Consider the following 26,109-nt stretch of genomic DNA (forward strand, 5'->3'; position numbering starts at 1 on the left):
GCGAAGAATCCGATGGAGGAGGGGTTTAGATGAAGAACGGTCATAATGTGGAGTTTCGCAATACGGATGTGTATACGCAAATCAATACAACAGCGGCGTTAGTTGCGGGCGTAATGGAGACAGAGTTTACAATTCGCGATCTGAGTGAGTGGGGAGATTTCGGGCTGGGCTGCACGAAGGGGATGCAGGAGTCGGTTCTGCTGCTGGATAATCAGACCTATGTCAATAAAGTGGTCAAAGACGATCAGAAGATCGGGTTGTTTCTGCTGGCCTTCTTCGAGGAGACCAATCCTGTAAGACTTCAACAGACGATGGACCTGAATGATTTGAGAGCTTATATTGATTCGGCATTGCCGACTCCCAATATCATGTACGCCGTGAAATGCAAAGGCAAGTTCGAATCCATTCAAACGTCTATTCCCTTATCGTTTCAGAAGCCGTATCCGCGTGTCGTTCCCGAGATGACAGACCAGTCCATCAATGTTGAAGTGGAAAATATCAGCGGCACCATCATTGCCTTCTGGCTCCCGTCATTTTTGTCAGGGATCAACGGTGGAGCGGGAGGGCTGCACGCGCATTTCATCAGCGATGACCGGAAATTTATGGGCCATGTGATCGATTGCAAAATGACAGAAGGCGTACTGTGGATCGATGCCAAGCATCAGCTGAATCTTCAGCTTCCGAAAGCTGATCCCGCTTACTATGAAGTGGACCTGAATGGAAATGAGGCCATGTCCAGACGGGTGTCGGAATGGATCAAGGAAGGCATTGGAGGCAAAGAAATCCTACCTGGGGCCACTATAAAAGCGTGATAAGATAAGCTATACTGAGGTTAGTTTTTTACTTGGTGCTTTTTTCCATCTATTGATGGGGCGGAAATAGACCGTGATCCTGGCCAGGGCGGTCTATTTTTTTACATATTGAGATGACAATTTCAGGTAAGAACAATGATTAAGGAGCGGGATCGAAGTTGAATATCGAAAATACTTACATATACATGATCAGACATGGAGAATCGCCAAAAACCGAAGGAAATGAAAGAACCCGTGGCTTAAGTGAGAAAGGTAGACTTGATTCGGAGAGAATAATAGAACTTTTGAAGGACGAGAGAATCACTGGCTTCGTATCAAGTCCCTATAAGAGAGCTGTTATGACGATAGAGGGATTAGCCCAATTTTGCGGGCAAGAAGTATCTGTAATCGAGGATTTGAAAGAGTTCATGTTCTCAACCGAAGACAAAATAGTTGGAGATCAAGAAGTATACGCCATTGTAAGATCAATGTTTGAAACTCCTGACTATGTACCTCCACTGGGTGAGTCCATGACAGAGTGTCAGCAACGATCGGTGGCCGCATTGAAAGAAATACTAACCCTGTACAAAGGACAAAGAGTAGCTATCGGAACTCATGGTCTTGTTATGACTTTAATGATGAACCACTTCGATAACCAGTATGGATACGAGTTCTTAATGAACACTTCCAAACCGGATATTTACAGGATGGAATTCGATGAGGACAGATTAGTTAACAGTTACAGAATATGCTTGTAGAGAATCTGAAAAAAGGGGGATTCTAGGTGATCAATGATGTGTACACCATGATTTCAAAATTGGCAACGCCCAGGCTGGCTATATTGTTGTGTTTAGCATTTATTTCTCTCTACATCTTGCTGAATTTTATCCTGGGTGTCCCCCAACTCAAACAGTTATCCGGCGGAATCGGAGTCATAGATTCGACCTTTAATTATTCCGCGGACAAAGTCTACACAATGATCGAAGCCTACGGACCCCAAGGGAGAAAAATCCATATCGCACTGGAAGTCGTTGATTTCATCTTTCCGCTTATTTACAGTTTGTTTTTCAGCTTGACTGTTACCCTGATCCTTCGGCACATGTTCCCCCTTAATACGTTTACGCAGACGATATGTCTCCTGCCGTTATTGATCATTGTGTTTGAATATGTGGAGAACATAGGGGTATTAGCAATGTTAGTTTCATATCCAAGAAGGTTGGAAGTACTTGCTGTCATAACAAATGTTGCTACCCTATTGAAAACACTGGTGACGGTATACTCCCTATTTGCAGTACTTGCAGGCGCTTTGTCCTATTTTCTGAAAAAGTATGTAATTTACTGAATCATAATCGCTAGGAGTCCGGATTCACATAATAGCTGCCCGCTAACATTGGGTCAAATGAAGGATTATTGTGGAACAATATTGAAATGGTAATAGATCGGGAGCGCTTTCTTTCCCGTAGAGAGTTTTGACGATGTTCTTGGGAGGTTTACATGCTAGAGTTAGCGCCAGAAGACTATTATAAAGTCAAACCCTTACTTGAAGGCGGACATCCATATCCGGAGATTATCTCAATCATCGAGCATACTAATCCCGGTTGGATTTATATTGATCAAGCGCCTGAACCCAGAAGTGCATTGGTATGGAGTAAGGGCATGCAAGGATTTTATCTCATTGGGGATCACAGCAATCATACATTTATCAGTTCGCTGGACAAATTTATTTCGACGGATATTGAATTGAAGATGAGGGAGCAGTCCTTACACCATTTTGAGGTGTCGGGTCATCACAATGACTGGGATTATGAAGCTCTGTTCCCTTCAAGAAAGCTGTACCCGTTTGAACAGTTGGTCTTCAAATCATTTAATAAACCTGGTGAAATCACTAAAAGGGTGTTCAATACCATCAATCTCAAACAACCGGATTGAGAGAACGGGGATTTCAATAATAAAGATTTCATTCAAGATCACATTCATTTGTTCTGGTCTTCATCAGAGGCTTTTCGGAACAAAGGCTTTGGCTTCGCAGCAGTTGATGGATCGGAAATCATTGGAGTCTGTTACTCCAGTTTTGTGACAGCAGATACTCATGCAATCGGGATTGAAACGGTCGATCGTTATCAGAACAGGGGAGTGGGAACGTATTTAGCGACCTTGTTAGTGGAAGAGATACGGAATCATGGATTTATCCCCTATTGGGATTGCTCGCTCGATAATGAAGGATCGCGAAAGCTGGCAACGCGTTTAGGATTTCAGCAGATTTATCGATACCAATGTACAGCATTTGAAATCTAACTTGATCGAAGGTGATTTCTTTTGAAGATTGAGTATGTGGTGACAGACCTAACCTCACTCGCATTAATCCAACCCTTATGGGAGCGGCTTAGGGATCATCATGCTTCATTGTCGGACCACTTTTCGGAGCAGCTATCAAGAAATACATTCGAAGCACGGTCGCGAGACCTGCTCGACAAATCGAAACAAGGACAGTTAAAGATCATTATTGCCCATGATACAGATACGAAGATGGCAGTCGGATATTGTATTAGTTCGATTAATGAGGCCAGACAGGGAGAGATCGATTCGATTTACCTCCTGGATGCTTATCGGGGTGAGGGTATTGGTGATACCTTAATGCGAGAAACGCTTGATTGGTTTCAGGACAATGGAATCCGCGATATTGGCATATCCGTGCTATATGGGAATGAGCAAGTATTGAGATTTTATGCGAAATATGGATTTTATCCAAGGGCCTATTTATTGAAGAACGGTTCGGATAAAAAGGAATAAAACAGCGGCACCTCGGGGTCTTGGTAAACCAGGTGCCGTTGTTGGGTGGAATTAGCCGAACGCCAGCGGATTATTTTATCGGAAAGAGCTGATCTTCTTGTCGGGTCGGGAGATGGGAACGATAACTTCAGGATGAGCCGGGCGACGGCCTGCCGGTTTTCGTGTGGCCAGATAAATCCGCCGAATGAGCATCACAACCACCAGCACTCCGGTCGCCGAATACATCAGCTTCATGGCCGCTGTGCCGCTGTCAGTACCTATCATGGCAGCATGTAACAACGCCAGAATGAAGGTTGGCAGCGCCATAAAGTGAATGATGCGCCATGTTCTTTTTCCAATTGACTTCATCATATCGGAGCTGAGAATCAGGGCGAACATGAGATAGAAGGCAATGGTTCCGAGCCCCGTCCAGAATGGCTCATGCTTGGATGCAAACGGAATGACGATTTCAAAGAACGAGTATCCGATATATTTGTCAAAGAGAAGAACCAGCCCATGAACAAGGCCGAAGAGCATGCCGAACCAGCCGGCCCATTGATGAATCAGATTGAGCTGAACTTTGCGGGCGCCTTTGGCCCAGGTCTCTCCCTGAAGCAATCCGGCGAATATCGCCGCGAAGAGCAGCATATATGAGGTTAACCCGGCCGCCCGTACGGTCGTCCAGACGCTTAACGTGTCCGCGATATTACTGAACCAATTGTACATATCGTTCATCTCCTTTCTTGTCCGCCAGGTAAAATTCCGCCATGCCGCTCAGCATTATCGAGCCGTCCTCTCGTACAGCGATTACCGCGCAGTCAGGATGCTTCTCCTTCACCCATGCGTCTCCTTGCGTCCCGCCAAGAATCAGAAAGGTCTTCGCCAGCACCTCCGCCTGCCCAAGTGTAGGGCAAATCGCCGTCACCTGGATCAAATCCGAGCTGCAGGGCTTTCGTGTACGGGGGTCCAAAAGATGATGCATCTCTTCCCCGTCAGGTCCCGACCATCTCCGCTTGACCCGGCTGCTTGTCGCGATACCCGCTCTCGTACTGATCGAGAGTGTTGCGATATTCGCCTCCAGCTGATAGGGATCGGCTATATCGATCAAGCGCTGAGCCTCTCCCCAGACGATAATGTCGCCACCGGCATCGATGGCTCCCTGTCGTATCCCTTGGCTGCACAGCTTCTGCGCCATTTTCTCGGCGCTCCAGCCTTTGGCGAAGCCGCCCAAATCCAGCGAGTAACCGGGCTGAAGCGAGATATTGCGCAGCTCTAAATCCAGCTCCAGATAATCATCTGGAGAAATGGGGGGGAGCGGTTCCAATGCTTGAATATGGGTTGCCGTTGTGGCAGCAGCCGAATCGCCGGGATCTGGCTTGTGCAAGAGTTCGAAGCTCTCCCGATAGCCGGCATTTTCCAGCACTCTGCCCATGAACGGGTTAAAAATGCCGTCCGTCTCGCAATAATGCCTCACAGCCTCCGAGACCGCCTCAAAGAGCAGCGGAGAAGCGGCAAAGGCTCTGCCAGAAGCCTGATTGAGACGGGAGAGCTCGCTGGCCGGACGGAACCTGCTGAGCTGGGACTCGACGGAACGGAACCACTTCTCCGCTCTAATCTCGGTTTCAGGCGGCAGCTCGTATAGGTAAAAGTCCGTGTTCATCGCTTTAAAATGTCTCATTCCTCAAGTCCTCCTTTCGGCTTACGAAGCGCGTGTGCGCATTCTGCCGCTGTTCTGGCTATCAGAAGATGAATTATCCGAGAAGCCCGATCCGGATGAAGATCCGGAATCGCCGGAGGAATACGAACGGTCCCGGCCTGGGCCGAAGCCTTGATCCGGGCTAGAACCGCTGTCCGTTCCGGATTCCGAATCGAAATCCCACTGCGGCTGATTCTGACTATTGTCGAAGATGCTGCTGTCCTGCTGACTTTGGGTATAGGCGGTTGCGCTGCCTGCATCGGCCTGGTCGCGGTTGCCAACATATCCAACGAAGCCGGTAAACAGAAGAGCTCCAGACACGCCGGTCAGCCATTTTATCCATTGCTGTTTTTTCATCGTGATCACACCCTCGTCTTTAGTGATACTTCAAAGATTAATCGCTATTGGTGAAAAAATAGTGAAATATTGCGCTGGATGCTTTTTCATATGAATTTCATCATGGCGTGATATCCTGAATTCAGAATTTTCTTATAAAGAAGGTGAGAACGTTAATGAAGATCCTGCTGGCTGAAGATGACCGGCGGCTGGGTGAGCTGATTGCTCATATGCTGAAGAAGAAAGCCGAGTGCGATATTGATTGGGTGACAACCGGCGAAGATGCTTACCACTATGCGGCCGATTCCCAATACGACGTGCTGATACTGGATTGGATGATGCCGGAAGGTGACGGCGTGGGTGTATGCCGGAGGCTGCGGCTGGAAGGATACAGCGGGGCGGTTCTGATGCTCACAGCAAAGGACAGCCTTCAGGACAAAATCGAAGGACTTGATGCCGGAGCCGATGATTATCTTGTGAAGCCGTTTGAAATTGACGAGCTGCTTGCCCGAATCCGGGCGCTCACCCGCCGCAACTTCGCTCCGATTCTGGAGCAGGAAATGAAGCTGGGAGATTTGGTGCTCAACCGGACCGCTCAGGTGGTGAAGCGCGGCAGCGAGTCCGTCCAGCTTACCCCTCGGGAATTCCAGCTTCTCGATTTACTGGTTCAGAACCTGGGTATTGTCTTGACGAGGGAGGTCATTCTGGACCGGATTTGGGGGCTGGATAGCGATGTCGGCCCCAAGACGATAGATGCTACAATAAAGCTGCTGCGCAAAAAGCTCGGCGAAATTACGAATGAGGACTGGATTCAGAGCGTTCGGGGGGTTGGCTATAAAATTGAGAAAGAGATGGTTCACTAAGCGGCTTCCAAAATGGAGATTTTCGGAAGGCAAACCGCAGGACAATGATGTCATCCGGCTTACGCAGCGCAGATTGACGATACGCTATAGTGCCGTTCTGGTCGGGTTCCTGCTGCTGTTCATTGTAACGGTGTACTTGCTGCTGCATTACCTTCTTATGAATCAGCAGAAGCAGCAATTGAACAGCTGGCTCGAACAACAACTATACGCTCTGCATGAGAACTGGGAACATGGCCAGGGGAGGAAAAGCTATCTCGGCGACGGTAGCAAGCAGGGAGGAGGATCTCGCGCCGGCGTCAATGAGATCGCTGGATTTGTCGCGGACACATCGGGAAATTTGCTTCCATTGAATCCCGACAGTGTGACTCTGGTGAGTCAGCTTGCAAACACCCTAAGTGACGGTTGGGCAGATACCTATACACCCGAGGGCGAAATAACCGGATATTGGTCTCTTTGGCTGAATGACAATGAGACAACGGCTGTTTCAGAACAGGGCAGCGAAGGCGATTTAACCGCAGAAGTCCCAGGGGTGACAGGCAAAAGCAAGCTCCTTGTAGCCGGACGGGCGATTGTGGATGGAGGGCATGTGCTGGGCGTGATCTATGGAGCCAAGGATATTACGGCACAGCATCGCTTGTTCCAATGGCTTCTGGCAGTCCTTGCAGCCGTATCGGTTCTCTTTGCGGGATTTGCTGTGTTTCTGAGCCATAAGATGTCTTCCAAGGCCATGATTCCGGTTAAGCGTTCTTTTGCAAGACAGAGGGAATTTGTCGCAGATGCTTCCCACGAGCTTCGAACCCCTTTAAGCGTGCTGATGTCCTCGGTCGATGCGCTCGAAATGGAGGGGGTGGGCGAAGGGGAGCCTTTTGTCCGAAGGGTGCTGGACAATATGAGAGACGAAGCCAAGCGCATGATCCGGCTGTCGGATAGTCTGCTGACGCTCGCCCGGTCGGATTCGGGTGCGGCGGCGCTCCGGATGGAGAACTTTGATCTTGGGGCGGTCGCTGAACGGATTGCGGACTCCTTCAAGCCAATGGCGCTCTCCAAAGCCATAACGCTCCGTAATGAACGGAAGGGGCCGATTCCATTCCGCGGCGATTCAGAGCGGTTGTCCCAGCTGCTTGTCATCCTGCTGGACAATGCCATTAAGTATACGCCGGATGGAGGCTTGGTTGAACTCTCGGTCTTCGCGATGGAGGCCAAGGTTCAGAAGCTTGTCATCGAAGTGCGGGATAACGGGATCGGCATCAAGCCGGAGGATCGGGAGCGGGTCTTTGAACGGTTCTATCGGGAGGAGAAATCAAGAGCCCGGGAGCTCGGCGGTCATGGGCTCGGACTTTCGATCGCCAAGTGGATCGTCGAAGCCCACGGAGGAACCATAGAAGTGACCGGATCACCCGGAGAGGGCAGCATCTTCAGGGCGGAGCTTCCGAACGGCTAAGTGCTACTAAACCTTGTGATGTATCGCTTGTTTGCGGAATGATCTGCTCAGAAAGTACCCGTAGGGTACAAAAACCGGCCGGCAGTTCAAGGCATTGCCTTGGCTCCGGCTTCATTTTTGGATCAGCCAAAAGCCGGGACATCCGGCCAGTAAACCTGCAGCTTCAATGAGCAAGGCCGCCGATTTCGTATTGACAAGCAGTGGAGATGCCCCTATAGTTATATTTTAGTGAGAGTGAGAATCATTATCACATAAATATAGTTCCGGACTAGAAGGGGGAAAATCATCATGAGAAAATGGCTGACACCTGTGCTGCTGCTGACATTGATAATACTTACGGCGTGCGGAAACCAGGCGGCGAACAATAACACCGCAGCCGGAACAGCAGCGCCAAGCGAGGCTGCCAAGGCATCGGCGGCTGCAAGCAGCAGCGCTCCGGCGGCGTCCGCTCCGGCTGATGGCGGAACAATTACATACGAATCCCAGACGGGACCGATTGTAGTTCCGGCGAACCCGCAGCGAATCGTCGCTCTCACCAATGCGCCCAATGTGATTTCGCTTGGCGGCACTTTGGTTGGAGTCGATGAATGGACTGGCAAAAATCCGCTGTTCACGGATAAGCTCAGCGGCGTTAAGGTAGTGTCGGAAGATAGCCTCGAGGATATTATCGAGCTGAAGCCTGACCTGATCATCGCCGGCGACTACATGAAGAACCTGGACAAGCTGGCGCAAATTGCGCCGACGGTCGTGTATACATGGGGCAAGCTGGATTATCTGAACCAGCAGATTGAGATCGGCAAGCTGCTGAACAAACAGACTGAAGCGCAGGCCTGGGTTGATGACTTCAAGACGCGCGCTGAAGCCGCAGGCAAAGAGATTAAGGCGAAGATCGGTGAGAATGCCACGGTGTCCGTGTTTGAGTATGATGCCAAGAGCATTTATGTATTCGGGAACAACTGGGCACGCGGCACGGAAGTGCTGTACCAGGCTATGGGTCTGAAAATGCCGGAAGCGGTGAAGAAAGACGCTCTCGGTCCGGGCTATTACACGCTGTCAAATGAGACGGTACCGCAATATGCAGGCGATTATATCGTGCTAAGCAAGCCGGCGTCGAACAGTGAGAATGCCTTCTTCTCGAGTGACACCTGGAAGAACATTCCGGCTGTGAAGAACGGGCATGTGATCGAGATTGAGTCGGAGAAATCCAGCTACAGCGATCCGACTACGCTCGAGTATTTGCTGAAGGTCTTTACAGACGGATTCCTGGCTAAGTAATGCAGATACTGATGTAACAGAGCTAACAGGGCTAGGAAACGGGCGCACAACAGGCAAGCCGGCCAGTCAAGGAATGACTCCTTGACTGGCCGGCTTTTTTTGCTGCTGCTTATAATTAGATGAACAGATTATGTCCGGCCTGGTCTGCCTGGCCCAGATAATAACCGACGCCGCCGAATCCGATATTGTCGATCAGCTCTTCCCGTTTGATCCCCATCAGATCCATCGACATTTGGCAGGCGACAATTTCGACGCCCTGGTCGAGTGCGCTCTGGATCAGCTCTTCGAGAGAAGAGACATTCTTGCTCTTCATCAGGGATCGGATCATCTTAGGACCGGCTCCTAGCATATTCATCTGCGACAGCTTCAGCTTCCGGCTGCCGCGCGGCATCATGGCGCCGAACATCCGGCCGATGAAATCCTTGCGGACCGGGACCTTGCTGGATTTGCGAATGATGTTGAGACCCCAGAAGGTAAAGAACATGGTGACCTTCTTGCCGCTTGACGCGGCTCCATTCGCAATAATGAATGAAGCGATGGCTTTGTCCAGATCGCCGCTGAAGACGACCATCGTGCTTCCATTGCGCGCAGCGTCCTGCTGCGGAGCAGATGCGCTCTCTTGAACGGTGCCGTCTTTGCGCAGATAGGCTTCGATGGCGCCGCCGGGCAGCTTCGTCAGCCGTTCAAGCGGGTGACGCGACATGCGGGCCCATGCCTGAATGTCCTCATAGAAGCCCGGATCGGTGGCGGTCGCCTTCAGGATCTGTCCCGTCTCCAGCTTGTCGATGTTCATCTTCACTTGAATAAGCGGACCGGGACAGCAGAGACCGCAGGCGTCCAGCTCGGCATCGGCTTCAAGCTCCGTACCAACGGGCACCGGTTTAGAGCCGAAGTCGGCCTTAATGACATTGCTGCCCGTATCCGGTTTGACTTCCTTATCTCCCGTTCCAGACTTCCCGCCATTCGGATCGGTAGGAGAAGTCGGCTTTGGGGTGTAACGGAACATCTGATACGTCTTATAGCCGCCCGTAAGATTTTTGACACGATAGCCTTTCTGTTTCAGGATACGGGAAGCGGTATAGCCTCTTAAGCCAACCTGACAGTAAACCCAGATTTCCTTGCTTGGGTCCAGTTCATTCAACCGGTTCCGCAGTTCGTCCACCGGGATGTTAATAGAGCCTTCGATATGACCGTTCGCATGCTCCATTTCCGTACGGACATCAACCAGCTGTACGGATTTCGGATCAAGGTCCTTCAGGTCAGCAGGGACCACAACCTCGGTCAGTCCGAGCACGACATTCTCCGCTGTGTAGCCTGCCATATTAACGGGGTCCTTGGCCGAAGAATAAGGAGGAGCGTAAGCGAGCTCCAGTTCGGCAAGATCCTGAACCGTTCCACCGAAGCGGATCACCGCGGCGATGTCGTCAATTCGCTTGTCCACACCGTCGTTGCCGACAGCCTGCGCGCCGAGCACCTTGCCCTTGGCGTCAAAGATCAGCTTCATCGACAGCGGCATGGCCCCGGGATAATACGAAGCATGGGAGCCGGGATGAATGTACACGGTTTGATAGGAGAGTCCCAGACGCTTCAATGTTTTCTCGTTGTTACCTGTAGCCGCACCCGTCAAATCGAATACCTTCAGGATAGAAGTCCCTTGAGTGCCTTTATATTCGGTGCATAGTCCAGCGACATTGTCTGCCGCAATCCGCCCCTGCTTATTGGCCGGTCCCGCAAGCGGCACAGCCGTCTTTTGTCCGTTCACGAAGTCAACCACTTCTACAGCGTCGCCGACGGCGTAGACGTTCTCGAGATTGGTCATCATATGCGTATCGACGACAATATGTCCCCTCGGTCCGAGTTCCAGTCCGCTGTCCTTGAGAAATGCGGTATCCGGTGTGACGCCGATGGCCAGCAGCACCATCTCGCTGCGGAGTGTCTTGCCGCTGGACAGCGATACTTCGATCTGCGATTCATCTTCCTTGAAGCCCTGTACCCGGTCGGAGAAAATCAGCTGGACGCCATGATCCTCAAGCTCACGCGAGAGTACGGAAGACATTTCCGGGTCAAAAGGGGCCAGCAGCTGGTCGCCCGCTTCAATCAGCGTGACCTCAAGCCCTGCTTCTCTCAGATTCTCCGCCATCTCAACTCCGATAAAGCCGCCCCCGATCACAACGGCCGAGCGTGTCCCTTCTTCGGAGACGATGGACTTGATCCGGTCGGTATCGGGAATGTTCCGCAGTGTGTAGATGCGGGAACTTTCGATGCCCGGAAGAGCGGGACGGATCGGCTTGGCGCCGGGTGACAGGATCAGCGCGTCATAGCTTTCTTCATAAGTGCCGCGCTCGCGGCTCTGAACCGTTACTTTGCGATTCACAGGGTCGATGGAGACTACTTCGCTGTGAACTCTGACATCGAGGTTGAACCGGTTATGCATCGCCTCCGGCGTCTGCACAAGCAGCCGCGAACGGTCCTGGATGGAGCCGCCGATATAATAGGGCAGCCCGCAGTTGGCGAATGAAATATAGGCGTCCCGCTCGAACATAACAATATGGGCTTCCTCGTCCAGTCTGCGAAGCCGGGCGGCGGCGGAAGCGCCGCCGGCCACACCGCCGACAATCAATATTTTTCTACTCATTCTGTGATTCCTCCTTAAGCAATAGTTGAACCAGGCGTACAATCCGATCGTCTCTGACTGAATAATAATTCTCCAGACCGCTGCGCTGCGTCTCGACTATGCCCAGAGAGCGAAGCTTCTGCAAATGCTGGGATACGGTTGATTGCGGCAGGTCCAGGCATTCCTGCATGTAGGTCACGTTGCAGCTGCCTTTATCGATTAGCCCTTTGATAATGCACAACCGTACTGGATGAGCGATTGCTTTGAGCAGTTCAGCACTCTGGGTGTAGGCTTTAAACTGGTTATCCATGAACAGGTTTCACCTCGAGGATTATAAGTTTCAAAAACAGCATTCATCGCTATATCGAAATATTACGATATATGGATTGAAAAATCAATACCCAAAATCACTAATCCTGGCGACAGGTAGTAGCTTGGAATGCGGTTTGTGCATAGATTGTTCTATACCGGGCATGAGGTGAGGTGAGTCTATGGATTTCGAGGAGATCGCAGGATTAAGCTACACCGCCATTCACAGCTTAGGCCATAACTGTCTGACCGCAACGGAGCTGCGCCGGTCGGGTCTGCGAATGCAAGCAGGGCCTCTGGACTGGATGTACGCGCCTGACGCCCGAGGAGTAATTGACCTGCTCCTGGCCGATTTTCAGGACTTTTTTGACAAATCGAATCTGGAAGTAACAGGGATTAATTCTGTGTCCCAATGCTATATGGTGGTGGATAGAAAGTATCATATGGTATCTATGCATGATTTCGGAGTGGGGAAGAACAGCTCAGATGATCTGAGGGAGTGGGAGGCTGTCAATCACAAGCTGAAGCTCAGGTCGGAACGAATGCTGGCACAGATGAGGACGCTGCCCGCCATGTTGTTTATCCGGACAGACACAACCTATGAGGAAGCGGCTGAGCTCTCCTCCATTCTGGAACACAAGACAGCCGGCAGCGCCCGCCTGCTGATTATCAATCATACGTCAGACATACAGACACCTGCAGATCTGCATTGTCAGAACAGCAGGATTTGCATGATGCAAATCCCGCAAGTTCCGGATATGTTCGAGGATAATCGACCGGTGTGGGAGCAAATAATGGGCAGATTGCGGACCATTGCCTAATACGCTTCTCTAAGTCCGCTTAATCCAATTCTTCAGAGATAATAATCCAAAGTGCGTCTGATCCCTTCTTCAAGCGGCACTTCTTCCCGGTATGGAGTCAGCCGAAGCAGTTTGTCGATAACGGGAGCCCTCCGGGAGACGCTGCCGCGGGGAGAGGGGTGAAGCTCAAGCTGACCCTTAATGCCGCTGATGTTCATCATGATTTCGGCGAGCTCCAGCATGCTGAGTTCCCTCGTGCCGCCGACGTTGACCGTCTCACCTGCTGTCTTTGGCTCATGAGCGCAGAGAACGGTTGCCTTAACCGCATCGTCGATGTACATGAAGGAACGGGTGTCCGAGTACCCGTACAGCTCGAACCGGCCTTTCTTAAGCCGCCGGGCGAAGTCCGGCATCACATGCTTGTCGCCCATTCTCGGGCCGTACACATTGTGGTAGCGGATAATCGTGAACGGGAAGCCTTGGGAGCTGCCCGCCTGATGCACGAGCACCTCGCCGTGAAGCTTGGATGCGGCATAAGACCATCTGGGATTGGCGGGGTCCGGAATGACAAGCGGGACATCCTCTGCGGTAGGGACCGGCCAGTTAAAAGAATCGACAGTTCCTGCATAAGTTTCGGAGGTGCTGGCGTATACGAATCTTCTCAGACCGGAGTCCGGGCGGCCATAATAGTCAATCAGATGGAAGGCGGGCAGCGTGCAGTGGCGCAGAACCTCATAAGGACGCTGATAGAAATTCTGCGTACCGTTGAGAGCCGCCAGATGAAACAAATAGTCGACCTTCCCGGGCAGTTTCCGCACCTCTTCAGGGCGGGTCAAATCGACGTCATAGGCTGTCACATTCGCTCTGCTTGTGAGCTCGCGGTACAAAGAGTCCGATTCACCGCGGACGTGGTTATCTACACATATAACCAAATTTTGCGCTTCCCGGCTCAATTGCTCCGCCAGATGGTAACCGATGAAGCCGGCTGCGCCGGTGACCAAATAAACGGTCATTGTTCCTCACCTTCCGTTCGTGCACCAAGTGCAATATATTTGAATTTGCGAAATTCCTCGCTTCTTCCCTGAAACAGGTTCCAGAAATCGTAGACGATGGCCGGAGCTGCCATGGAACCCGCCAAATTTTGAAGCGGCATGGACTGGAACACCGGATGATTATTCTGAATCACGGCGACATGCGTATCTTGAAAAGCTGCTTCCAGCTTATCCGTGATCTGAACGCCGGCAAGGGACAGCTTCGCCAGTTTGTCCGGGCTAATGACAGGATCAAAGATTCTAAATGCCGCATCCGGGATTTGTCCACGAATCGCTTCAATCAATGGGAACGCCATGCTTCCCCGAAGATCATCGGTCTCCGGACTTCCTTTAAAGGCCATTCCTAGGATTGCAATGACAGGTCGGGCCATGCCCTTGCCTTTGCGGTTGTCGTCCGTGTGTGCCCGCAGAACTTCCGCAATTCGTGCAGCTGCGCGGCCCGGGAGCTCCTCGTTGATTTTGCGTCCCGTGAGCGTAAGCTTGGGGACCAGATTATGCATCTCCAGACTCTCAGCCAGAATATAGGGGTCCTTCTCCAGACATGGCCCGCCGACCGGGCCGGGAGCGGAAAGGCTGCATCGCGGGTAGTGAAGCGTCGTGGCGTGGATGATCTCGGACATATTGATGTTAAGCTGCTCGCAGACCAAGGCGATTTCGTTGGAAAAGGCAAAATTCACATCCCGGATCGTGTTGCTCACCAGCTTGGCGAGTTCGGCTGTTTCGAGCGATCCCACTTTAATTACAGTTGGTGTCAAAAAGCTGAAGAGTCGCGCAGCCCGAAGACAGGCGCCCTCTGTAAGACCGGATACGATCTGTGGAAGGGAGGACAGCTCGGATAACGCCTTGCCCTCGACCGTACGCTCCGGGCAGAAGGCCAGATCGACCGATGCGCCGCTCGCCTGGAGTAATGGAAGAACGGTATGTCGCGTTACGCCAACCTTGACTGTTGAGCGGAGGATGACCATGTTGCCGTCTCTAAGTACTCCGGCCAACTGCCGGCCAACCTCCATGATCGGTTCGAGCCGGATTTTTTTGTCCGGACCGACAGGTGTGCCTACTGTAACGATGTATGTCCGGATTCCCTGATCTGCCGGAATATCGCGGCTTACCCGGATTCGCCCGGATTTGAGATGCCGGATCAAGTGTTCCTCCAGGTCTTGTTCATAGAAGCTGGGCTTCATCTGGCGCAGCTGCTCCAGCACTGCATCCGCCTTCTCGACGCCGTAAATCTGGAAACCGGCATCTGCCAGCCCTACCGCCAGCGTGACGCCGACATATCCCATTCCAATTACTCCGATCACTCGGTCTTCATAGATAACCGGTACAGGATTCATCTCGCTCTCCTCCACACTCATCTGATTCGAATACTCGCATTTGCTTGATCTTTCAGTAAATGCAAGCCCGCACCGCTTGGACAGGGCTGATGCGCAGCAATTATTATAAAGGCTCATCTTCAGGTCGGATTTGTGGCGAAGTCCGCATATATATGTTCTTTGATAAGCTTGTTAGCCCAGGAAAGGAGGGGGTGAAATTGATGTTCCACGCTTGCACCATCCTGATGTCCAGCCGGATTGAAGAAGCGCGTGAGCTGTTCAATTCGCTGAAGAGCAGCTATCCGGAATCCGAATTGTGGATATTGCTGCTGGACGGGGAAGAGGGCGCCGAATATGGCGGAGATGCCCGTCTGCATATGCTCAATATGCAGCAGATTGGCGTCGCTCGCCCGCAAACACTTGCTTTCCGCTTCTCCATGAGCCAATTAACGGCTGTACTGCAGCCGCTGCTGATCGATTACCTGCTCACGGTACGGCAGCTAGACAATATCCTCTATATAGACGGATGCCTGCGGATTTCAGACCCTATTCCGGAATTGACGCACCGCATGAACCGGGATGGCGCCGTGTATGCTTCAAGCTCGACAGATGATCTTTTTCCGTTGATCGGGATAACCAATCAGGTTCGGGGTAGAAGGACGTTAACGAAATGGAAGAGTCAAATCGAGAACAGAGTGCTGAATAACCCGAGAGAGCCAAGCATGAGGACAGAAGACATTCTCAAGCTGCTTGCCGATTCGGATATTCCGAGCAAAGTCAGCCTGAATCCGGGCAGAGTACCCCAAACGATTTCAGAGGCAGCATGCCGGAATCCGGCAGCCCCATACGTTGAACCCGAATCATACAAATGGTCAAAGTTCTCGAATGGGTTTCCGATTCCCGATATATTTCGGCTGATCTATGGCAGTATCGATCCTCACGGAGCCCGCTTTATCAATCCGTTCGATTCGAACTCTCCGGAAGAATTTCTGCGTTGGTTGAAATCACCGGTTAACATGAAGACATCCGTCCCCAATCTCTTGTATGAAATTTATTGGACTCGGGAGGATGTCCGGGCGGCTTTTCCCGACCCTCTGGAACAAGATGAAACAGCTTTTCTGGAGTGGGGCAGAAGCTTGGCCCAGACCGAATACGGCATTGATCCCGATTTCTTCAAATGCCCGTTCGGCAGCCTGGAATGGGCGCTTGCGCCTGTCCATCCCGGCACCATTCTGCCAAATCTTGTATATGAAATTTATCGCGCACGCCCGGATTTGCAGAGCTCGTATCGCGACCCTTTGGGGGGGGACGCCATCCCTCTGCTTAAGTGGGCGCAATATCGGATTCCGGCCGAGTATAGTCCGAATTTCGACTGGCTGTCCCGATACGCCTCAAATTCCAGCGAAGCCCCGGCCGATCCCAAAGCGCTTCTGGCATGGGCTCTGGCTCCGGTTAACCCCCAGGTGCACCTGCCGAGAATGGTCTATGAAATGGTGCAGAACCGCCCGGATTTGCAGCAGGCATTCCCTGATCCTTTGGGCAAAGATGAGATTGGTTTGTTGAAATGGGCGCAGGTCCATCTTCAAATGCATCACCCGGGGGAACGCCGCATCCATGAACGTTTTCAGCTTAGCGGAAGCTTGAAGCCCTTCTACCGGCACACCCGCTATCCATTTATTGCTCTGGATTCGGGACGTGAGAGGGGGATTAACCTGATCGGGTATACCCGAACGGAGAATGGAGTAGGCGAAGCCTGCCGGATGGCCGCCAGGGCGATCCAGACTGCCGGCATCCCCTTCGGCATGGTTCATATCCCTCTGAACGGAGCCCAATCCGAAGACCGCTCCTGGAGCCATATGGAAATGACGGATTCGCGGCACTCTACGAATCTGATGTATATCAACGCTGATTCGATTACCGGCGTGTATCACCGTCTGGGCTGGAACTTCTTCGCAGGCAACACGAACATAGCCCTATGGCATTGGGAGCTTCCCGAATTCCCGAATACATGGTCGTCAAGCTTCGAAATGCTGGATGAGGTCTGGGCGCCTTCCCGCTTTGTACAGCAGGCTATACAAGAGATTTCACCGATACCGGTAATTCGGATGCCGCATGCGGTGCATGTGGAAGTTCCGCAATGGAGCGGCAGAAGCTACTTCGGACTTCCGGCGGGCAAATTCCTGTTCCTGTCGATGTATGATACTTGGAGCTTTCAGGAGCGCAAAAATCCCCAGGCCGCCATCGAAGCTTTCCGCAAGGCTTTCCCTCTGCCGGACAGCGGCGCGGGCCTTGTGCTAAAAGTGAATAATGCGAATTCGATGCCGGAGCAGTTGGAGCAGCTGAAGCGAAGTTTGGTGGGAATCCCGAATATTTATTTGATCGAGGTCAGCCTGTCCCGTCCTGAAATCAATGCGCTAATCCATTCGGTGGATTGCTTCGTTTCGCTGCATCGATCGGAAGGCTTCGGCATCGTGCTTGCTGAGGCCATGTATCTGGGCAAGCCGGTGATCGGAACGCTGTGGTCGGGAAATACGGATTTTATGAATGCCGGCAATTCCTGCGGAGTATCCTGTCAGCTGGTCGAACTGGATCAGAGCTATGGTCCTTATACAAAAGGTCAGCGATGGGCAGAGCCTGATGTGGAGCAGGCCGCTTATTTCATGAGAAGACTGGTGAGCGATGCGGAGTGGAGAAATAAAGTGGCTTCCAAGGGGCAGTATACAATCCAAACCGAATTTTCACCGATGAAGGTCGGAACCATGATAAAGAAGCGGCTGGAGAAATTAAATCGGTTATAAGAAATGACAGCAGTTAGAGCAGAAAGCTGCTCCGCAGGCTGAATCAATCACGTCTGCGGGCAGTCTTCTTTTTATCTGACATCGAATTTCCATTCGCCGTTGACGCCATCGAATAGATCGGGGTGTTCGAGAGGCGCATGGCGCTCAAACCAGGCATGGTAGTTAAATCCGTTGCCGGTGTTGAAGGGATTGGGAAAAGCGTTCTGAAGATCGCTTCGTTCCCGGTACAGCCGGCGGTGAAGTGCCGTGATCGGCATACCATTGTCGAATGAGTCGTAAGCCCATTTGATCTTGGTCAAATGATCGGATTTCTCCCGGACCTGGCTTTCATACCATTGAAGCAGCGTCAAGGCAGCGTCCCGGCTTGATCCGGCATGCTTCAACACCTGTGCGAGATGTGCGCCGCTGTCCCAGCCGGTGAAATGATAGAAGCCAAGCGGCAGACCTTCGACATAAAAACCGCTCTCCACCGTACCGGTCAGGTGTCTGGTTGGCAGATTCCAGGAGGCTACATTGAAGCGGGGGGAGCGGAGAACGTGAACGCCGGCGAAATAGATCGGAGCCAGATCGGCCCATTTCTGATCCGTCCACATTCCATTCTCCGGCTCCGCCCGGCAGAAATGATACAAGCGGTCGGCCCACCAGTCGGCAAAGGCGCGGCCGTTCGCATCATTTTTAACCGCAGCAAATCCGAGGTTGAAGAGTCCGTTGCGAAGTGTGCTGAAAATCTCATGGTCAATGACCGAAACATAAGTCGGCGACGGCTTCAAGAGATGCGGTGTCAGTGCAATGCTGGAGCTTGCGAATTCATTCAACAGATCGTCCAGCTTGCTGAATACGACGATGTCGGGATCAAAATACAGAATACCGTCGCAGCCGGGCTGCCGGAACAGAATCTTCATGACAAACGGTTTTATCGCGGTGCTGAGCTCTGTTAGATTATGCTTGAACAACCACCGGACCGTGTCCGGGATTTCCAGCTGTCCGATCGTAATGATACTGTCAAAAGGCTCGGCCGAGGGATTGAACGACACCGGCAGTTGATCCGTCAACGCAAGGTGAAACCGGATTTCCGGATGATGCCGCTTGACGGACTCACACAGCAGCCTGCATTTCGGCAAGTAGTTCACGGCGGCGCTTGTAAAGGCATGGAGCATGGATACCCCTCCTGAACATGTTCTTGTCACTATGATATGTGCTGTAACCTTATCCGCTTGGGTTTGTTCGATTATAGGGTTGTCCCCCGCGCAAAATTAGGCAGGCAAGAGCGCACCTGGTTGGAATATGAATCGTCGGAAGTTTGTTTTCGCTTGCTTCGCCTGTGAATCGGAGATAAGACGCCTTTTTTGTTCGATGAAAGTAAGTTTGTCCAGTGCAACATAGTTAGTCGGTCCCTATTTTTTCACCCCGGTAAAAAAACGTTTCTCTAGACCCACATGAATGACAGCTGTTAGTATTAGTTACCATAAAGGGTGTAGAAAGGGGACCCCGGGGTTCATGGACCAGCAGCAGAGGTATGATAATTTAAAAATGGGCGAACGGGGCGCAATCATCAGCATTGTCGCCTATATCGTATTGTCCTCGTTGAAGTTGATTATTGGGGTAATGGCCGGCTCCGAAGCGCTGAAGGCGGACGGTCTTAACAACGCTACAGATATTGTCGCTTCGGTCGCGGTGCTGATCGGACTTAAGCTTGCCCAGAAGCCGGCGGATGAAGATCATCAATACGGACATTGGAAATCGGAGACCATCGCCTCGCTAATCGCTTCGTTCATCATGATGGCGGTCGGCCTGCAGGTGCTCTTTCAGGCGGTTGCATCTATTTTCAAGAGCAGCGGGCAGGCACCGGACCCCATCTCGATGTGGACGGGCCTGTTCTGTGCGGCCATCATGTACATGGTATACCGTTATAACCGCCGTCTTGCGGGACGGATCAACAGCCAGGCCGTTATGGCAGCGGCCAAAGACAACCTCTCCGACGCGGTCGTCAGTATCGGAGCGGTGATCGGGATTGCGGGCTCACAGCTGAACATGCCCTGGCTTGATCCTCTGACCGCCGTTCTGGTCGGTTTCATCATCTGCAAGACGGCCTGGGATATTTTCCGGGATGCTTCCCATCATTTGTCCGACGGCTTCGACGAGAGTCTGATCGCTACGTACAGAGACATGATCGCACAGGTCAGCGGCGTTCAGGAAGTGAAGGATATCAAGGCGAGAAATTACGGGAACAACGAGGTCGTTGATGTCATTATTGTCGTGGATGCGGACACCGAGTTTCTGCAGGCGCATGAAATTGCCACTCACGTTGAGGAAGAGCTTAAGAAATTGCCGGTTATCTACGAGGTGAACGTTCATTACGAGCCTGCCGAGCCTGTGAAAGACCGAGACGGGGAAGAATTGCGCTGATCTCCCCGCGTCTTGGCTTGTTGAAATGTTGCAGATTGTTGAATGTTACAGATTGCCATATACGGCCGCCCGCACACGAAGATGATAATGCTCCTCCATGTTGGGGAGCATTTGGTGCATATAGACGACGGAGAAGCCATGCTCCGGATCGATCGAAGCCCAGGTGCCGGCCATGCCCGTCCAGCCGAATTCCCCGATCGGGGTGTTGGAATTACCCGCCGCAGGGTCCATCATCGTTCGTACGCCAAGACCGTAGCCGTATCCGGCGGAATACGAGTTGGTGAAGTCGCGAAGCTGCGCTTCGTTAAGCTGGTTGCGGCGCATTAAATCAATCGTTGTACGTCCCAGAATACGCGTTCCTCCATATTGTCCGCCGTTAGCCATCATCTGTGTGAAGATCAGATAATCGCGGAGTGTGGAATACAGACCGCTACCGCCGCTCTCGTACTTGGCTTCCGGCTGGTGCATTTCATCCATTTCGGGCGGAAGCTCGCTCAGAGAACCATCCTCGGCTCTCTCGTAGAAAGCGGCCATTCGTCCTTCAATATCGTCCTTGTAACGATACCCCGTATCCTTCATTCCCAGTGGCCCGAAGACTTCCTTCTGCAAAAAGTCGCCGAGCGGCATCCCCGAGACAACCTCGATCAAGGCGCCAACCAAGTCATGACCATAGCCGTACAGCCACTGCGTCCCTGGCTCGAAGGCAAGAGGAACCTTCGCCAGCGCCTTCATCTCGGTCAGCAGATCATAGGCCCCGTGAAGCGTTTTTAATTCATCCAGAATTTTGCGCGCACTCCGTGCAGACTCCATCTCGCCGAACGGATAGGGCAGACCCGCCGTCATGCTGAAGGCATGCTTGATCAGAATCGGGCTCTGCGCCGGTACCAGTTCAACATCGCCGTTAGGCCGGTGTTTGACCACCAGCGGATTTTTGAATTCCGGGATATAGGCATGGAGCGGCTCATTCAGCAGGAATTTTCCCCGTTCGAACAAAATGAGAGCGGCAGCACAGACGATAACCTTTGTCATCGAATACAACCTGTAAACGGTTTCAGCTGTAATCGGAGTTTGCTGTTGGATGCTGGCAAGACCGTGATAGCCCTCATACAAAATCTCTCCATTCCGCGCCACTCCGCAGGCGCATCCCGCCAAGCCATCTTGTGTAAACCCCTTTAGCAGATTATCCAGATGCTGAAACGAACCCATACCTGATTCCCCCGTTTCTGAATTTAGTTAATGAAAGAATGAAATAATTCAATAAATATCAAACAATTTTATCGTAAAAGAAAATGCCTTCTCTTGTCAATCGGGGAACAAGAAGGACTCCCGCATTTCTGCTGGAGTCCTTGTATGCTTATTACAAGCAGTAAGTTACGGAATCAGTACACATCGCGCACATATCTTCTGTCCAGTGTCATGGTCTTCAGATATTCCCCGGCTTCGTCCTCGCTCATGCCGCCATGCCGGAAAATGATGGCCCGGAGCGCGGCATCCACCTCCTGCGCCATTTGCGAAGCGTCGCCGCACACGTAGAAATGGGCGCCGTCCGAAATCCAGCTCCACAGCTCTTCGCCATGCTCCAGCATGCGCTGCTGGACATAGATCTTCTCGGACTGATCGCGGGAGAAGGCGGTGACGAGGCGGTGAAGGAAGCCTTCGCTTTGCAGTTCCTCCAGCTCATCCTCGAAATAGAAATCCTTTCCCTTATGCTGCTCCCCGAAGAAGAGCCAGTTCCGTCCCCGCGCTCCGCGTTCTCGCCGTTCCTGGAGGAAGCCGCGAAACGGGGCAATTCCGGTTCCCGGTCCAACCATAATCAACGGCGTATCGGGATTGGCAGGCGGGCGGAAGCGGGAGTTTCTCTGGATGAATACAGGAATCTCCGTCTCCACTGTCGCGATATCGGCCAGGAAGGTCGAGCAGACGCCTTTTCTCTGAATTCCGTTATGGCTGTAGCGAACAGTGGACACCGTGATATGAACCTCGCCCGGATATGCCTTCGGGCTGGAGGATATAGAATACAGCCGGGGCTGAAGCGGCTTCAGCAGCTTCAGCAGCGAGTCCGGACTGAAAGGTGAAGGGTATTCCTTCAGCAGATCGGTCAGCTGCCGCCCGTACAGCCAGCGTCTCAGTTCCGCGCTGTTCTCGGCTTTGAGAAGCTCGTTCAGGCTGACACTCCCGGCTGCATCTTGTATATATCGAAGCATCTCCGGAGAAATCCTGGCGATTTCGTAATGCTGCTGCAGCGCCTGGAAGAGCGGCATACCGCCCTTATCCGGAATCTCAACCTGCGCCTCGGGATTCAGCCGGAGAACATCGAGCAGCTCCAGGACCAGCTCCGGGCAATTGACCGGCCACACACCGAGAGCATCGCCAGCCTCGTATTGAAGTCCTGAGCGGCTGATGTCGAAGGCATAATGCCGGGTTTCCTTGGCAGAGTCCTCGCGGTTCAACAGGCGGCTGCGAAGAATCCGCGCCGCTGCGGGATGCTTCCGGTTGTATCCGATATCTTCCTTAATCTGAACCGTCTCGTTGATCGACAAGGAAGTGGCGGCCACCGGGGAAAGATACTCTTTCACCTCGGTTTCTTCGCCCATTATCTTCGCGGCCATCTTGGTCCAGCTGTCGGCCTGCTCTTCATAATCCGTATCGCAGAGCACCGTATCCATCATCCTGCCGGCTCCCAGCTTGCTTAAGCGCTTATCCAGTTTGCGGCCGAATCCGCAAAATTCATCGTAGCTGGAATCGCCCAGGGCCAGAATCGCATATTGCAGCGAATGAAGGGACGGGGCTTGATCAGCCATAAGCTCTTCAAAAAAGCGGGCACCGTTGTCAGGAGGATCGCCCGCTCCAAAGGTGCTGGCGATAAAGAGAACGTACCGCTCCTGCGGGAGCGCGGATAGCTTATAGTCGCTCATGCAGGTTAGTTTGACTCCATAACCGGCGGCCTGAAGCTTCTCCGCACAACCGGCGGCCGCGCTCTCGGCATTCCCGGTCTGGGATGCCCAAAGAATCGTAACCGGAACCCTTGATGAGACAGATGAAGGCCGTGAGTCTTGAGCGGGCTTGTCGGAGGCGGAGCTTCCTGTCCGCGAGAACAGTCCGGCAAGCATTCCGTTTACCCACAGCCGCTTCTCCGGTTCAATCGGCGCATCCTGCGGCAGAACAGGAACTCCGGCTGCTGAGAAGTGAGCGTCTGCCCGGAGGCCGGCCATAAAGCCGGTCAAATAAACTGTGTCTTGCCGATTCAACTCGAAGGCGGGAAGCGCCGGAAGATACAGTGCGTTCTCGAATGCGTCAAGTTGAGCGGAAAATACGGACTGTTTCAATGCTGGGCTCATTTCGGGACTCACCACCTTCAAGGTTTCTTCCGGTTCTATTGGCTGCATGGTGACCGGAGGTCCTGGCGGTCCTGCCGGTGCCGACACAACAGCGGCAGGCACTGCTGATTTAGCCAGTGAAACTGCACCGAACTTCACCTCAGGCTGAAGGGAGAGCGGATCGACCGCATCGCTTGTTATCGCGTTGACAGCCAGTCCGTCTCCATAGACGTCGTTCCAGTGGAAAGGGGCGAAGCAGCTGCCCGGGCTCACCCGGTCGGTAACGACAGCCGGCAGCACGGCGCGGCCCCGCCGCGATGTGATCTCGACAGAATCCCCCTCCCGCAGTCCGAGCTGTGCCGCATCTTCCGGATGAATCTCGATAAAAGGGCCCGGATTCAGCTTGTTAAGCTTCGGAATCTTTCCCGTCTTCGTCAGCGTATGCCACTGATGCTGAAGCCGTCCGGAATTCAGGACGAACGGATACTCTTCGTCCGGCATCTCGGATGGCGGCATGTATGGCCGCGTCCAGAAGACGGCTTTGCCGCCCGAGGCAGGGAAGACGATCCGGGCTTCCGGTTCTGCTTCCAATTTTCCTTCCGGTTCTACTCCAGGTACCGCTTCCGCCACATTTGCGGCTGATCCGCTCTCGCCCGCCTTGACATAGCGAATCGGATTGCGATTCGCCGAGTCCGGCGGGCAGGGCCACTGGACAGGCGCTGTCCGCAGGCGCTCGTAGGTCGCGCCTCGGATATCATAGCCTGTCTGCGGATTCCACGCTCCCTGAAGCTCTGCGTATACTTCCGCTGCCGATTGGAAAGTGAACGCGTCTCCGAAGCCCATTTCGCAGGCGACCCGCGCAATGATCTCCCAGTCGGGCATTGCTTCCCCAGACGGTTCGACCGCTTTCTGCATCAAGGTCAGACTGCGTTCGGAATTGACCATTACGCCTTCGCCCTCTGCCCAAAGTGCGGCAGGAAGCATAATATCCGCGTACTTGTTCGTCTCCGTATCGAAAAAAGCGTCCTGGGTTACGACCAGCTCGGCAGCCTCAAGACCCGCGACGACCTTGCTTCTATTGGGAACCGATGCCACAGGATTCGTACAGATGATCCAGCAGGCCTTGATCTCTCCGGCTTCCATATCTTCGAACATGGAGACGGTGCCCGTCCCGGATTCCTGACGAAGAGTTCCATGAGGAAGACGCCACAGGTCTTCCATGAATCTGCGGTCGGCTTCCGACAGCAGCGACCGCTGTCCTGGCAAACCGGGCCCCATGTAGCCCATCTCGCGGCCGCCCATCGCATTCGGCTGGCCGGTGAGAGAGAAGGGCCCGCTGCCCGGTCGGCAAATGGCGCCGGTCGCAAGATGCAGATTGCAGATGGCGTTGGTGTGCCAGGTGCCGTGAGTGCTCTGGTTCAGCCCCATGGTCCAGAGGGTCATCGAATTGCCGGAATTCCCGATCCATTCGGCGGCCTTGACGATTTCTTCTTCAGGAATTCCGGTAATTGCGGAGACTTTGACCGGAGGATAGTCTTCAAGAAATGCCGGCAGGCTGTCGAAGCCCGTTGTATAGGCTTCAATAAAATCCTGATCAGCATAACCTTTCTTCACGATCAGGTGCAGAAGACCGTTAAGCAGAGCCAAATCCGTACCCGGATTGATCCGCAAATATAGATCGGCCTTCTCCGCTGTGGCCGTCCGGCGGGGATCGACGACAATCAATCTGGCGCCGGCTTTGATGCGGTCCATCATCCGGAGGAACAGGATCGGATGACAATCCGCCATATTGGAGCCGATCACGAAGAAGAGATCGGTCCTATCCATATCCTCATAAGACCCTGGGGGACCGTCGGCGCCTAGCGAGAGCTTGTAGCCTGTGCCTGCGCTTGCCATGCAGAGTCTGGAATTGGATTCGATGTGCCGGGTCCGGATGTAGCCCTTGGCGAGCTTGTTAATGAGATATTGCGCTTCAAGCGACATTTGGCCCGATACATAGAAGGACAGGGCATCCGGGCCGTATTGGTCCAGAATGCCCCGCAGACGGCTTGCCGTCAACCGGATCGCGTCCTGCATCTGGATTGAGGCAGGCTCGCTATACCGGTCTGTTCGATAAAAAGCGTGCTCCAAGCGGCCCGACTCCGTAAGAGCTGCCGCGGCGCTTCCGCCTTTGGTGCAGAGCCGGCCGTGATTAGCCGGATGCGTCTTGTCGCCGGTTAGCTTGACCACGCGGTTACCGGAGACTTCAAGTACGATTCCGCAGCCGACGCCGCAGTAAGGACAGACGCTTTTCACTTGCCGTGTGGTCATAATCATTCACCGCCGATCA

22 protein-coding genes are annotated in these 26,109 nt (G+C 52.8%); 12 read left to right on the plus strand and 10 right to left on the minus strand.

The features are described 5' to 3' along the window. The first annotated feature begins 29 nt into the window (after nucleotides 1-29). The 6 genes from KIH86_RS06055 to KIH86_RS06080 all read left to right on the plus strand — a co-directional run bounded on the left by KIH86_RS06055 (nucleotide 30) and on the right by KIH86_RS06080 (nucleotide 3,581). Nucleotides 30-812: an acetolactate decarboxylase gene (locus KIH86_RS06055; protein ID WP_223081816.1), complete on the plus strand. Its 783-nt coding sequence runs from the start codon at nucleotides 30-32 to the stop codon at nucleotides 810-812. A 185-nt stretch (nucleotides 813-997) separates the two neighbouring features. Then, nucleotides 998-1,549, plus strand: coding sequence for a histidine phosphatase family protein (locus tag KIH86_RS06060; RefSeq protein ID WP_223081950.1), 552 nt, complete (start codon nucleotides 998-1,000; stop codon nucleotides 1,547-1,549). A gap of 26 nt (nucleotides 1,550-1,575) precedes the next feature. Continuing rightward, entirely contained in the window at nucleotides 1,576-2,133 is a 558-nt protein-coding gene (locus tag KIH86_RS06065; protein ID WP_223081817.1) for a hypothetical protein, read from the plus strand. Nucleotides 2,134-2,285: 152 nt separating this feature from the next. Further along, entirely contained in the window at nucleotides 2,286-2,720 is a 435-nt protein-coding gene (locus KIH86_RS06070) for a hypothetical protein (protein WP_223081818.1), read from the plus strand. A 48-nt stretch (nucleotides 2,721-2,768) separates the two neighbouring features. Further along, a complete protein-coding gene (locus KIH86_RS30065; RefSeq protein ID WP_223081819.1) occupies nucleotides 2,769-3,086 on the plus strand; it encodes a GNAT family N-acetyltransferase in 318 nt (105 codons plus the stop codon). A gap of 21 nt (nucleotides 3,087-3,107) precedes the next feature. Continuing rightward, nucleotides 3,108-3,581: a GNAT family N-acetyltransferase gene (locus KIH86_RS06080; protein WP_223081820.1), complete on the plus strand. Its 474-nt coding sequence runs from the start codon at nucleotides 3,108-3,110 to the stop codon at nucleotides 3,579-3,581. Between the two features lie 75 nt (nucleotides 3,582-3,656). Here KIH86_RS06080 and KIH86_RS06085 read toward each other — a convergent pair whose 3' ends face one another. The 3 genes from KIH86_RS06085 to KIH86_RS06095 are packed head-to-tail and all read right to left on the minus strand — an operon-like array spanning nucleotide 3,657 to nucleotide 5,613. Further along, nucleotides 3,657-4,286 (minus strand): ferric reductase-like transmembrane domain-containing protein, encoded by a 630-nt coding sequence (locus KIH86_RS06085; protein WP_223081821.1) that lies wholly within the window; start codon nucleotides 4,284-4,286, stop codon nucleotides 3,657-3,659. After that, nucleotides 4,267-5,238 (minus strand): FAD:protein FMN transferase, encoded by a 972-nt coding sequence (locus tag KIH86_RS06090; protein ID WP_223081822.1) that lies wholly within the window; start codon nucleotides 5,236-5,238, stop codon nucleotides 4,267-4,269. Before KIH86_RS06090 ends, KIH86_RS06085 begins: the two co-directional genes overlap by 20 nt. Before the next feature lie 21 nt (nucleotides 5,239-5,259). Further along, nucleotides 5,260-5,613 carry a hypothetical protein gene (locus tag KIH86_RS06095; protein ID WP_223081823.1) on the minus strand — a complete coding sequence of 118 codons (354 nt, stop codon included), beginning with the start codon at nucleotides 5,611-5,613 and terminating at the stop codon, nucleotides 5,260-5,262. A 155-nt stretch (nucleotides 5,614-5,768) separates the two neighbouring features. Between KIH86_RS06095 and KIH86_RS06100 the strand changes: the two genes are divergently transcribed. The 3 genes from KIH86_RS06100 (at nucleotide 5,769) to KIH86_RS06110 (ending at nucleotide 9,171) form a co-directional block, all read left to right on the plus strand. Further along, nucleotides 5,769-6,455 carry a response regulator transcription factor gene (locus KIH86_RS06100; protein WP_223081824.1) on the plus strand — a complete coding sequence of 229 codons (687 nt, stop codon included), beginning with the start codon at nucleotides 5,769-5,771 and terminating at the stop codon, nucleotides 6,453-6,455. Beyond that, nucleotides 6,433-7,896, plus strand: a complete 1,464-nt coding sequence (locus tag KIH86_RS06105; protein ID WP_223081825.1) for a sensor histidine kinase — start codon at nucleotides 6,433-6,435, stop codon at nucleotides 7,894-7,896. The genes KIH86_RS06100 and KIH86_RS06105 overlap by 23 nt, the downstream gene beginning before the upstream one ends. A 288-nt stretch (nucleotides 7,897-8,184) precedes the next feature. Further along, entirely contained in the window at nucleotides 8,185-9,171 is a 987-nt protein-coding gene (locus KIH86_RS06110) for an iron-hydroxamate ABC transporter substrate-binding protein (protein ID WP_223081826.1), read from the plus strand. A gap of 115 nt (nucleotides 9,172-9,286) precedes the next feature. Here the strand turns inward: KIH86_RS06110 and KIH86_RS06115 are convergent, their stop codons facing one another. Both KIH86_RS06115 and KIH86_RS06120 read right to left on the minus strand, forming a co-directional pair. Then, nucleotides 9,287-11,806, minus strand: coding sequence for an FAD-dependent oxidoreductase (locus KIH86_RS06115; RefSeq protein ID WP_223081827.1), 2,520 nt, complete (start codon nucleotides 11,804-11,806; stop codon nucleotides 9,287-9,289). Next, nucleotides 11,799-12,095, minus strand: coding sequence for an ArsR/SmtB family transcription factor (locus KIH86_RS06120; RefSeq protein WP_223081828.1), 297 nt, complete (start codon nucleotides 12,093-12,095; stop codon nucleotides 11,799-11,801). Before KIH86_RS06120 ends, KIH86_RS06115 begins: the two co-directional genes overlap by 8 nt. A gap of 181 nt (nucleotides 12,096-12,276) precedes the next feature. Between KIH86_RS06120 and KIH86_RS06125 the strand changes: the two genes are divergently transcribed. Further along, on the plus strand, nucleotides 12,277-12,915 hold the full coding sequence (locus KIH86_RS06125) for a DUF1796 family putative cysteine peptidase (protein ID WP_223081829.1): 639 nt from the start codon (nucleotides 12,277-12,279) through the stop codon (nucleotides 12,913-12,915). A 32-nt stretch (nucleotides 12,916-12,947) separates the two neighbouring features. Here KIH86_RS06125 and KIH86_RS06130 read toward each other — a convergent pair whose 3' ends face one another. Both KIH86_RS06130 and KIH86_RS06135 read right to left on the minus strand, forming a co-directional pair. After that, on the minus strand, nucleotides 12,948-13,907 hold the full coding sequence (locus KIH86_RS06130; protein WP_223081830.1) for an NAD-dependent epimerase/dehydratase family protein: 960 nt from the start codon (nucleotides 13,905-13,907) through the stop codon (nucleotides 12,948-12,950). Then, the gene (locus tag KIH86_RS06135; RefSeq protein ID WP_223081831.1) at nucleotides 13,904-15,280 is read right to left on the minus strand and encodes a nucleotide sugar dehydrogenase; all 1,377 of its coding nucleotides are present in this window, start codon (nucleotides 15,278-15,280) and stop codon (nucleotides 13,904-13,906) included. The genes KIH86_RS06130 and KIH86_RS06135 overlap by 4 nt, the downstream gene beginning before the upstream one ends. A 200-nt stretch (nucleotides 15,281-15,480) precedes the next feature. Here KIH86_RS06135 and KIH86_RS29440 point away from each other — a divergent pair, with 200 nt between their 5' ends. After that, nucleotides 15,481-18,057 (plus strand): glycosyltransferase family 4 protein, encoded by a 2,577-nt coding sequence (locus KIH86_RS29440; protein WP_235775293.1) that lies wholly within the window; start codon nucleotides 15,481-15,483, stop codon nucleotides 18,055-18,057. Between the two features lie 71 nt (nucleotides 18,058-18,128). On the opposite strand, the gene KIH86_RS06145 is transcribed toward KIH86_RS29440, so the two are convergent. Further along, a complete protein-coding gene (locus KIH86_RS06145; protein ID WP_223081832.1) occupies nucleotides 18,129-19,214 on the minus strand; it encodes a glycosyltransferase family protein in 1,086 nt (361 codons plus the stop codon). A 340-nt stretch (nucleotides 19,215-19,554) separates the two neighbouring features. On the opposite strand from KIH86_RS06145, the gene KIH86_RS06150 reads away from it, so the two are divergent. Beyond that, on the plus strand, nucleotides 19,555-20,463 hold the full coding sequence (locus tag KIH86_RS06150) for a cation diffusion facilitator family transporter (protein WP_223081833.1): 909 nt from the start codon (nucleotides 19,555-19,557) through the stop codon (nucleotides 20,461-20,463). Nucleotides 20,464-20,508: 45 nt separating this feature from the next. Here KIH86_RS06150 and KIH86_RS06155 read toward each other — a convergent pair whose 3' ends face one another. Together KIH86_RS06155 and KIH86_RS06160 are read right to left on the minus strand one after the other, a co-directional pair. Beyond that, nucleotides 20,509-21,669: a serine hydrolase domain-containing protein gene (locus KIH86_RS06155; RefSeq protein ID WP_223081834.1), complete on the minus strand. Its 1,161-nt coding sequence runs from the start codon at nucleotides 21,667-21,669 to the stop codon at nucleotides 20,509-20,511. Between the two features lie 173 nt (nucleotides 21,670-21,842). Beyond that, nucleotides 21,843-26,090 carry a bifunctional nitrate reductase/sulfite reductase flavoprotein subunit alpha gene (locus KIH86_RS06160; protein ID WP_223081835.1) on the minus strand — a complete coding sequence of 1,416 codons (4,248 nt, stop codon included), beginning with the start codon at nucleotides 26,088-26,090 and terminating at the stop codon, nucleotides 21,843-21,845. Between the last annotated feature and the right edge of the window lie 19 nt (nucleotides 26,091-26,109).

This window comes from Paenibacillus sinensis, assembly GCF_019904155.1.
In the GTDB taxonomy this organism is placed as follows: domain Bacteria; phylum Bacillota; class Bacilli; order Paenibacillales; family Paenibacillaceae; genus Paenibacillus_AQ; species Paenibacillus_AQ sinensis.

Bases quoted from the DNA above. Each gene is read 5' to 3' on its own strand.
- KIH86_RS06055 (WP_223081816.1), top strand. From the start codon at position 30: ATGAAGAACGGTCATAATGTGGAGTTTCGCAATACGGATGTGTATACG.
- KIH86_RS06060 (WP_223081950.1), top strand. From the start codon at position 998: ATGATCAGACATGGAGAATCGCCAAAAACCGAAGGAAATGAAAGAACC.
- KIH86_RS06070 (WP_223081818.1), top strand. From the start codon at position 2,286: ATGCTAGAGTTAGCGCCAGAAGACTATTATAAAGTCAAACCCTTACTT.
- KIH86_RS06085 (WP_223081821.1), bottom strand. From the start codon at position 4,286: ATGTACAATTGGTTCAGTAATATCGCGGACACGTTAAGCGTCTGGACG.
- KIH86_RS06090 (WP_223081822.1), bottom strand. From the start codon at position 5,238: ATGAGACATTTTAAAGCGATGAACACGGACTTTTACCTATACGAGCTG.
- KIH86_RS06095 (WP_223081823.1), bottom strand. From the start codon at position 5,613: ATGAAAAAACAGCAATGGATAAAATGGCTGACCGGCGTGTCTGGAGCT.
- KIH86_RS06100 (WP_223081824.1), top strand. From the start codon at position 5,769: ATGAAGATCCTGCTGGCTGAAGATGACCGGCGGCTGGGTGAGCTGATT.
- KIH86_RS06110 (WP_223081826.1), top strand. From the start codon at position 8,185: ATGAGAAAATGGCTGACACCTGTGCTGCTGCTGACATTGATAATACTT.
- KIH86_RS06115 (WP_223081827.1), bottom strand. From the start codon at position 11,806: ATGAGTAGAAAAATATTGATTGTCGGCGGTGTGGCCGGCGGCGCTTCC.
- KIH86_RS06120 (WP_223081828.1), bottom strand. From the start codon at position 12,095: ATGGATAACCAGTTTAAAGCCTACACCCAGAGTGCTGAACTGCTCAAA.
- KIH86_RS06125 (WP_223081829.1), top strand. From the start codon at position 12,277: ATGGATTTCGAGGAGATCGCAGGATTAAGCTACACCGCCATTCACAGC.
- KIH86_RS06130 (WP_223081830.1), bottom strand. From the start codon at position 13,907: ATGACCGTTTATTTGGTCACCGGCGCAGCCGGCTTCATCGGTTACCAT.
- KIH86_RS06135 (WP_223081831.1), bottom strand. From the start codon at position 15,280: ATGAATCCTGTACCGGTTATCTATGAAGACCGAGTGATCGGAGTAATT.
- KIH86_RS29440 (WP_235775293.1), top strand. From the start codon at position 15,481: ATGTTCCACGCTTGCACCATCCTGATGTCCAGCCGGATTGAAGAAGCG.
- KIH86_RS06145 (WP_223081832.1), bottom strand. From the start codon at position 19,214: ATGCTCCATGCCTTTACAAGCGCCGCCGTGAACTACTTGCCGAAATGC.
- KIH86_RS06150 (WP_223081833.1), top strand. From the start codon at position 19,555: ATGGACCAGCAGCAGAGGTATGATAATTTAAAAATGGGCGAACGGGGC.
- KIH86_RS06155 (WP_223081834.1), bottom strand. From the start codon at position 21,669: ATGGGTTCGTTTCAGCATCTGGATAATCTGCTAAAGGGGTTTACACAA.
- KIH86_RS06160 (WP_223081835.1), bottom strand. From the start codon at position 26,090: ATGACCACACGGCAAGTGAAAAGCGTCTGTCCTTACTGCGGCGTCGGC.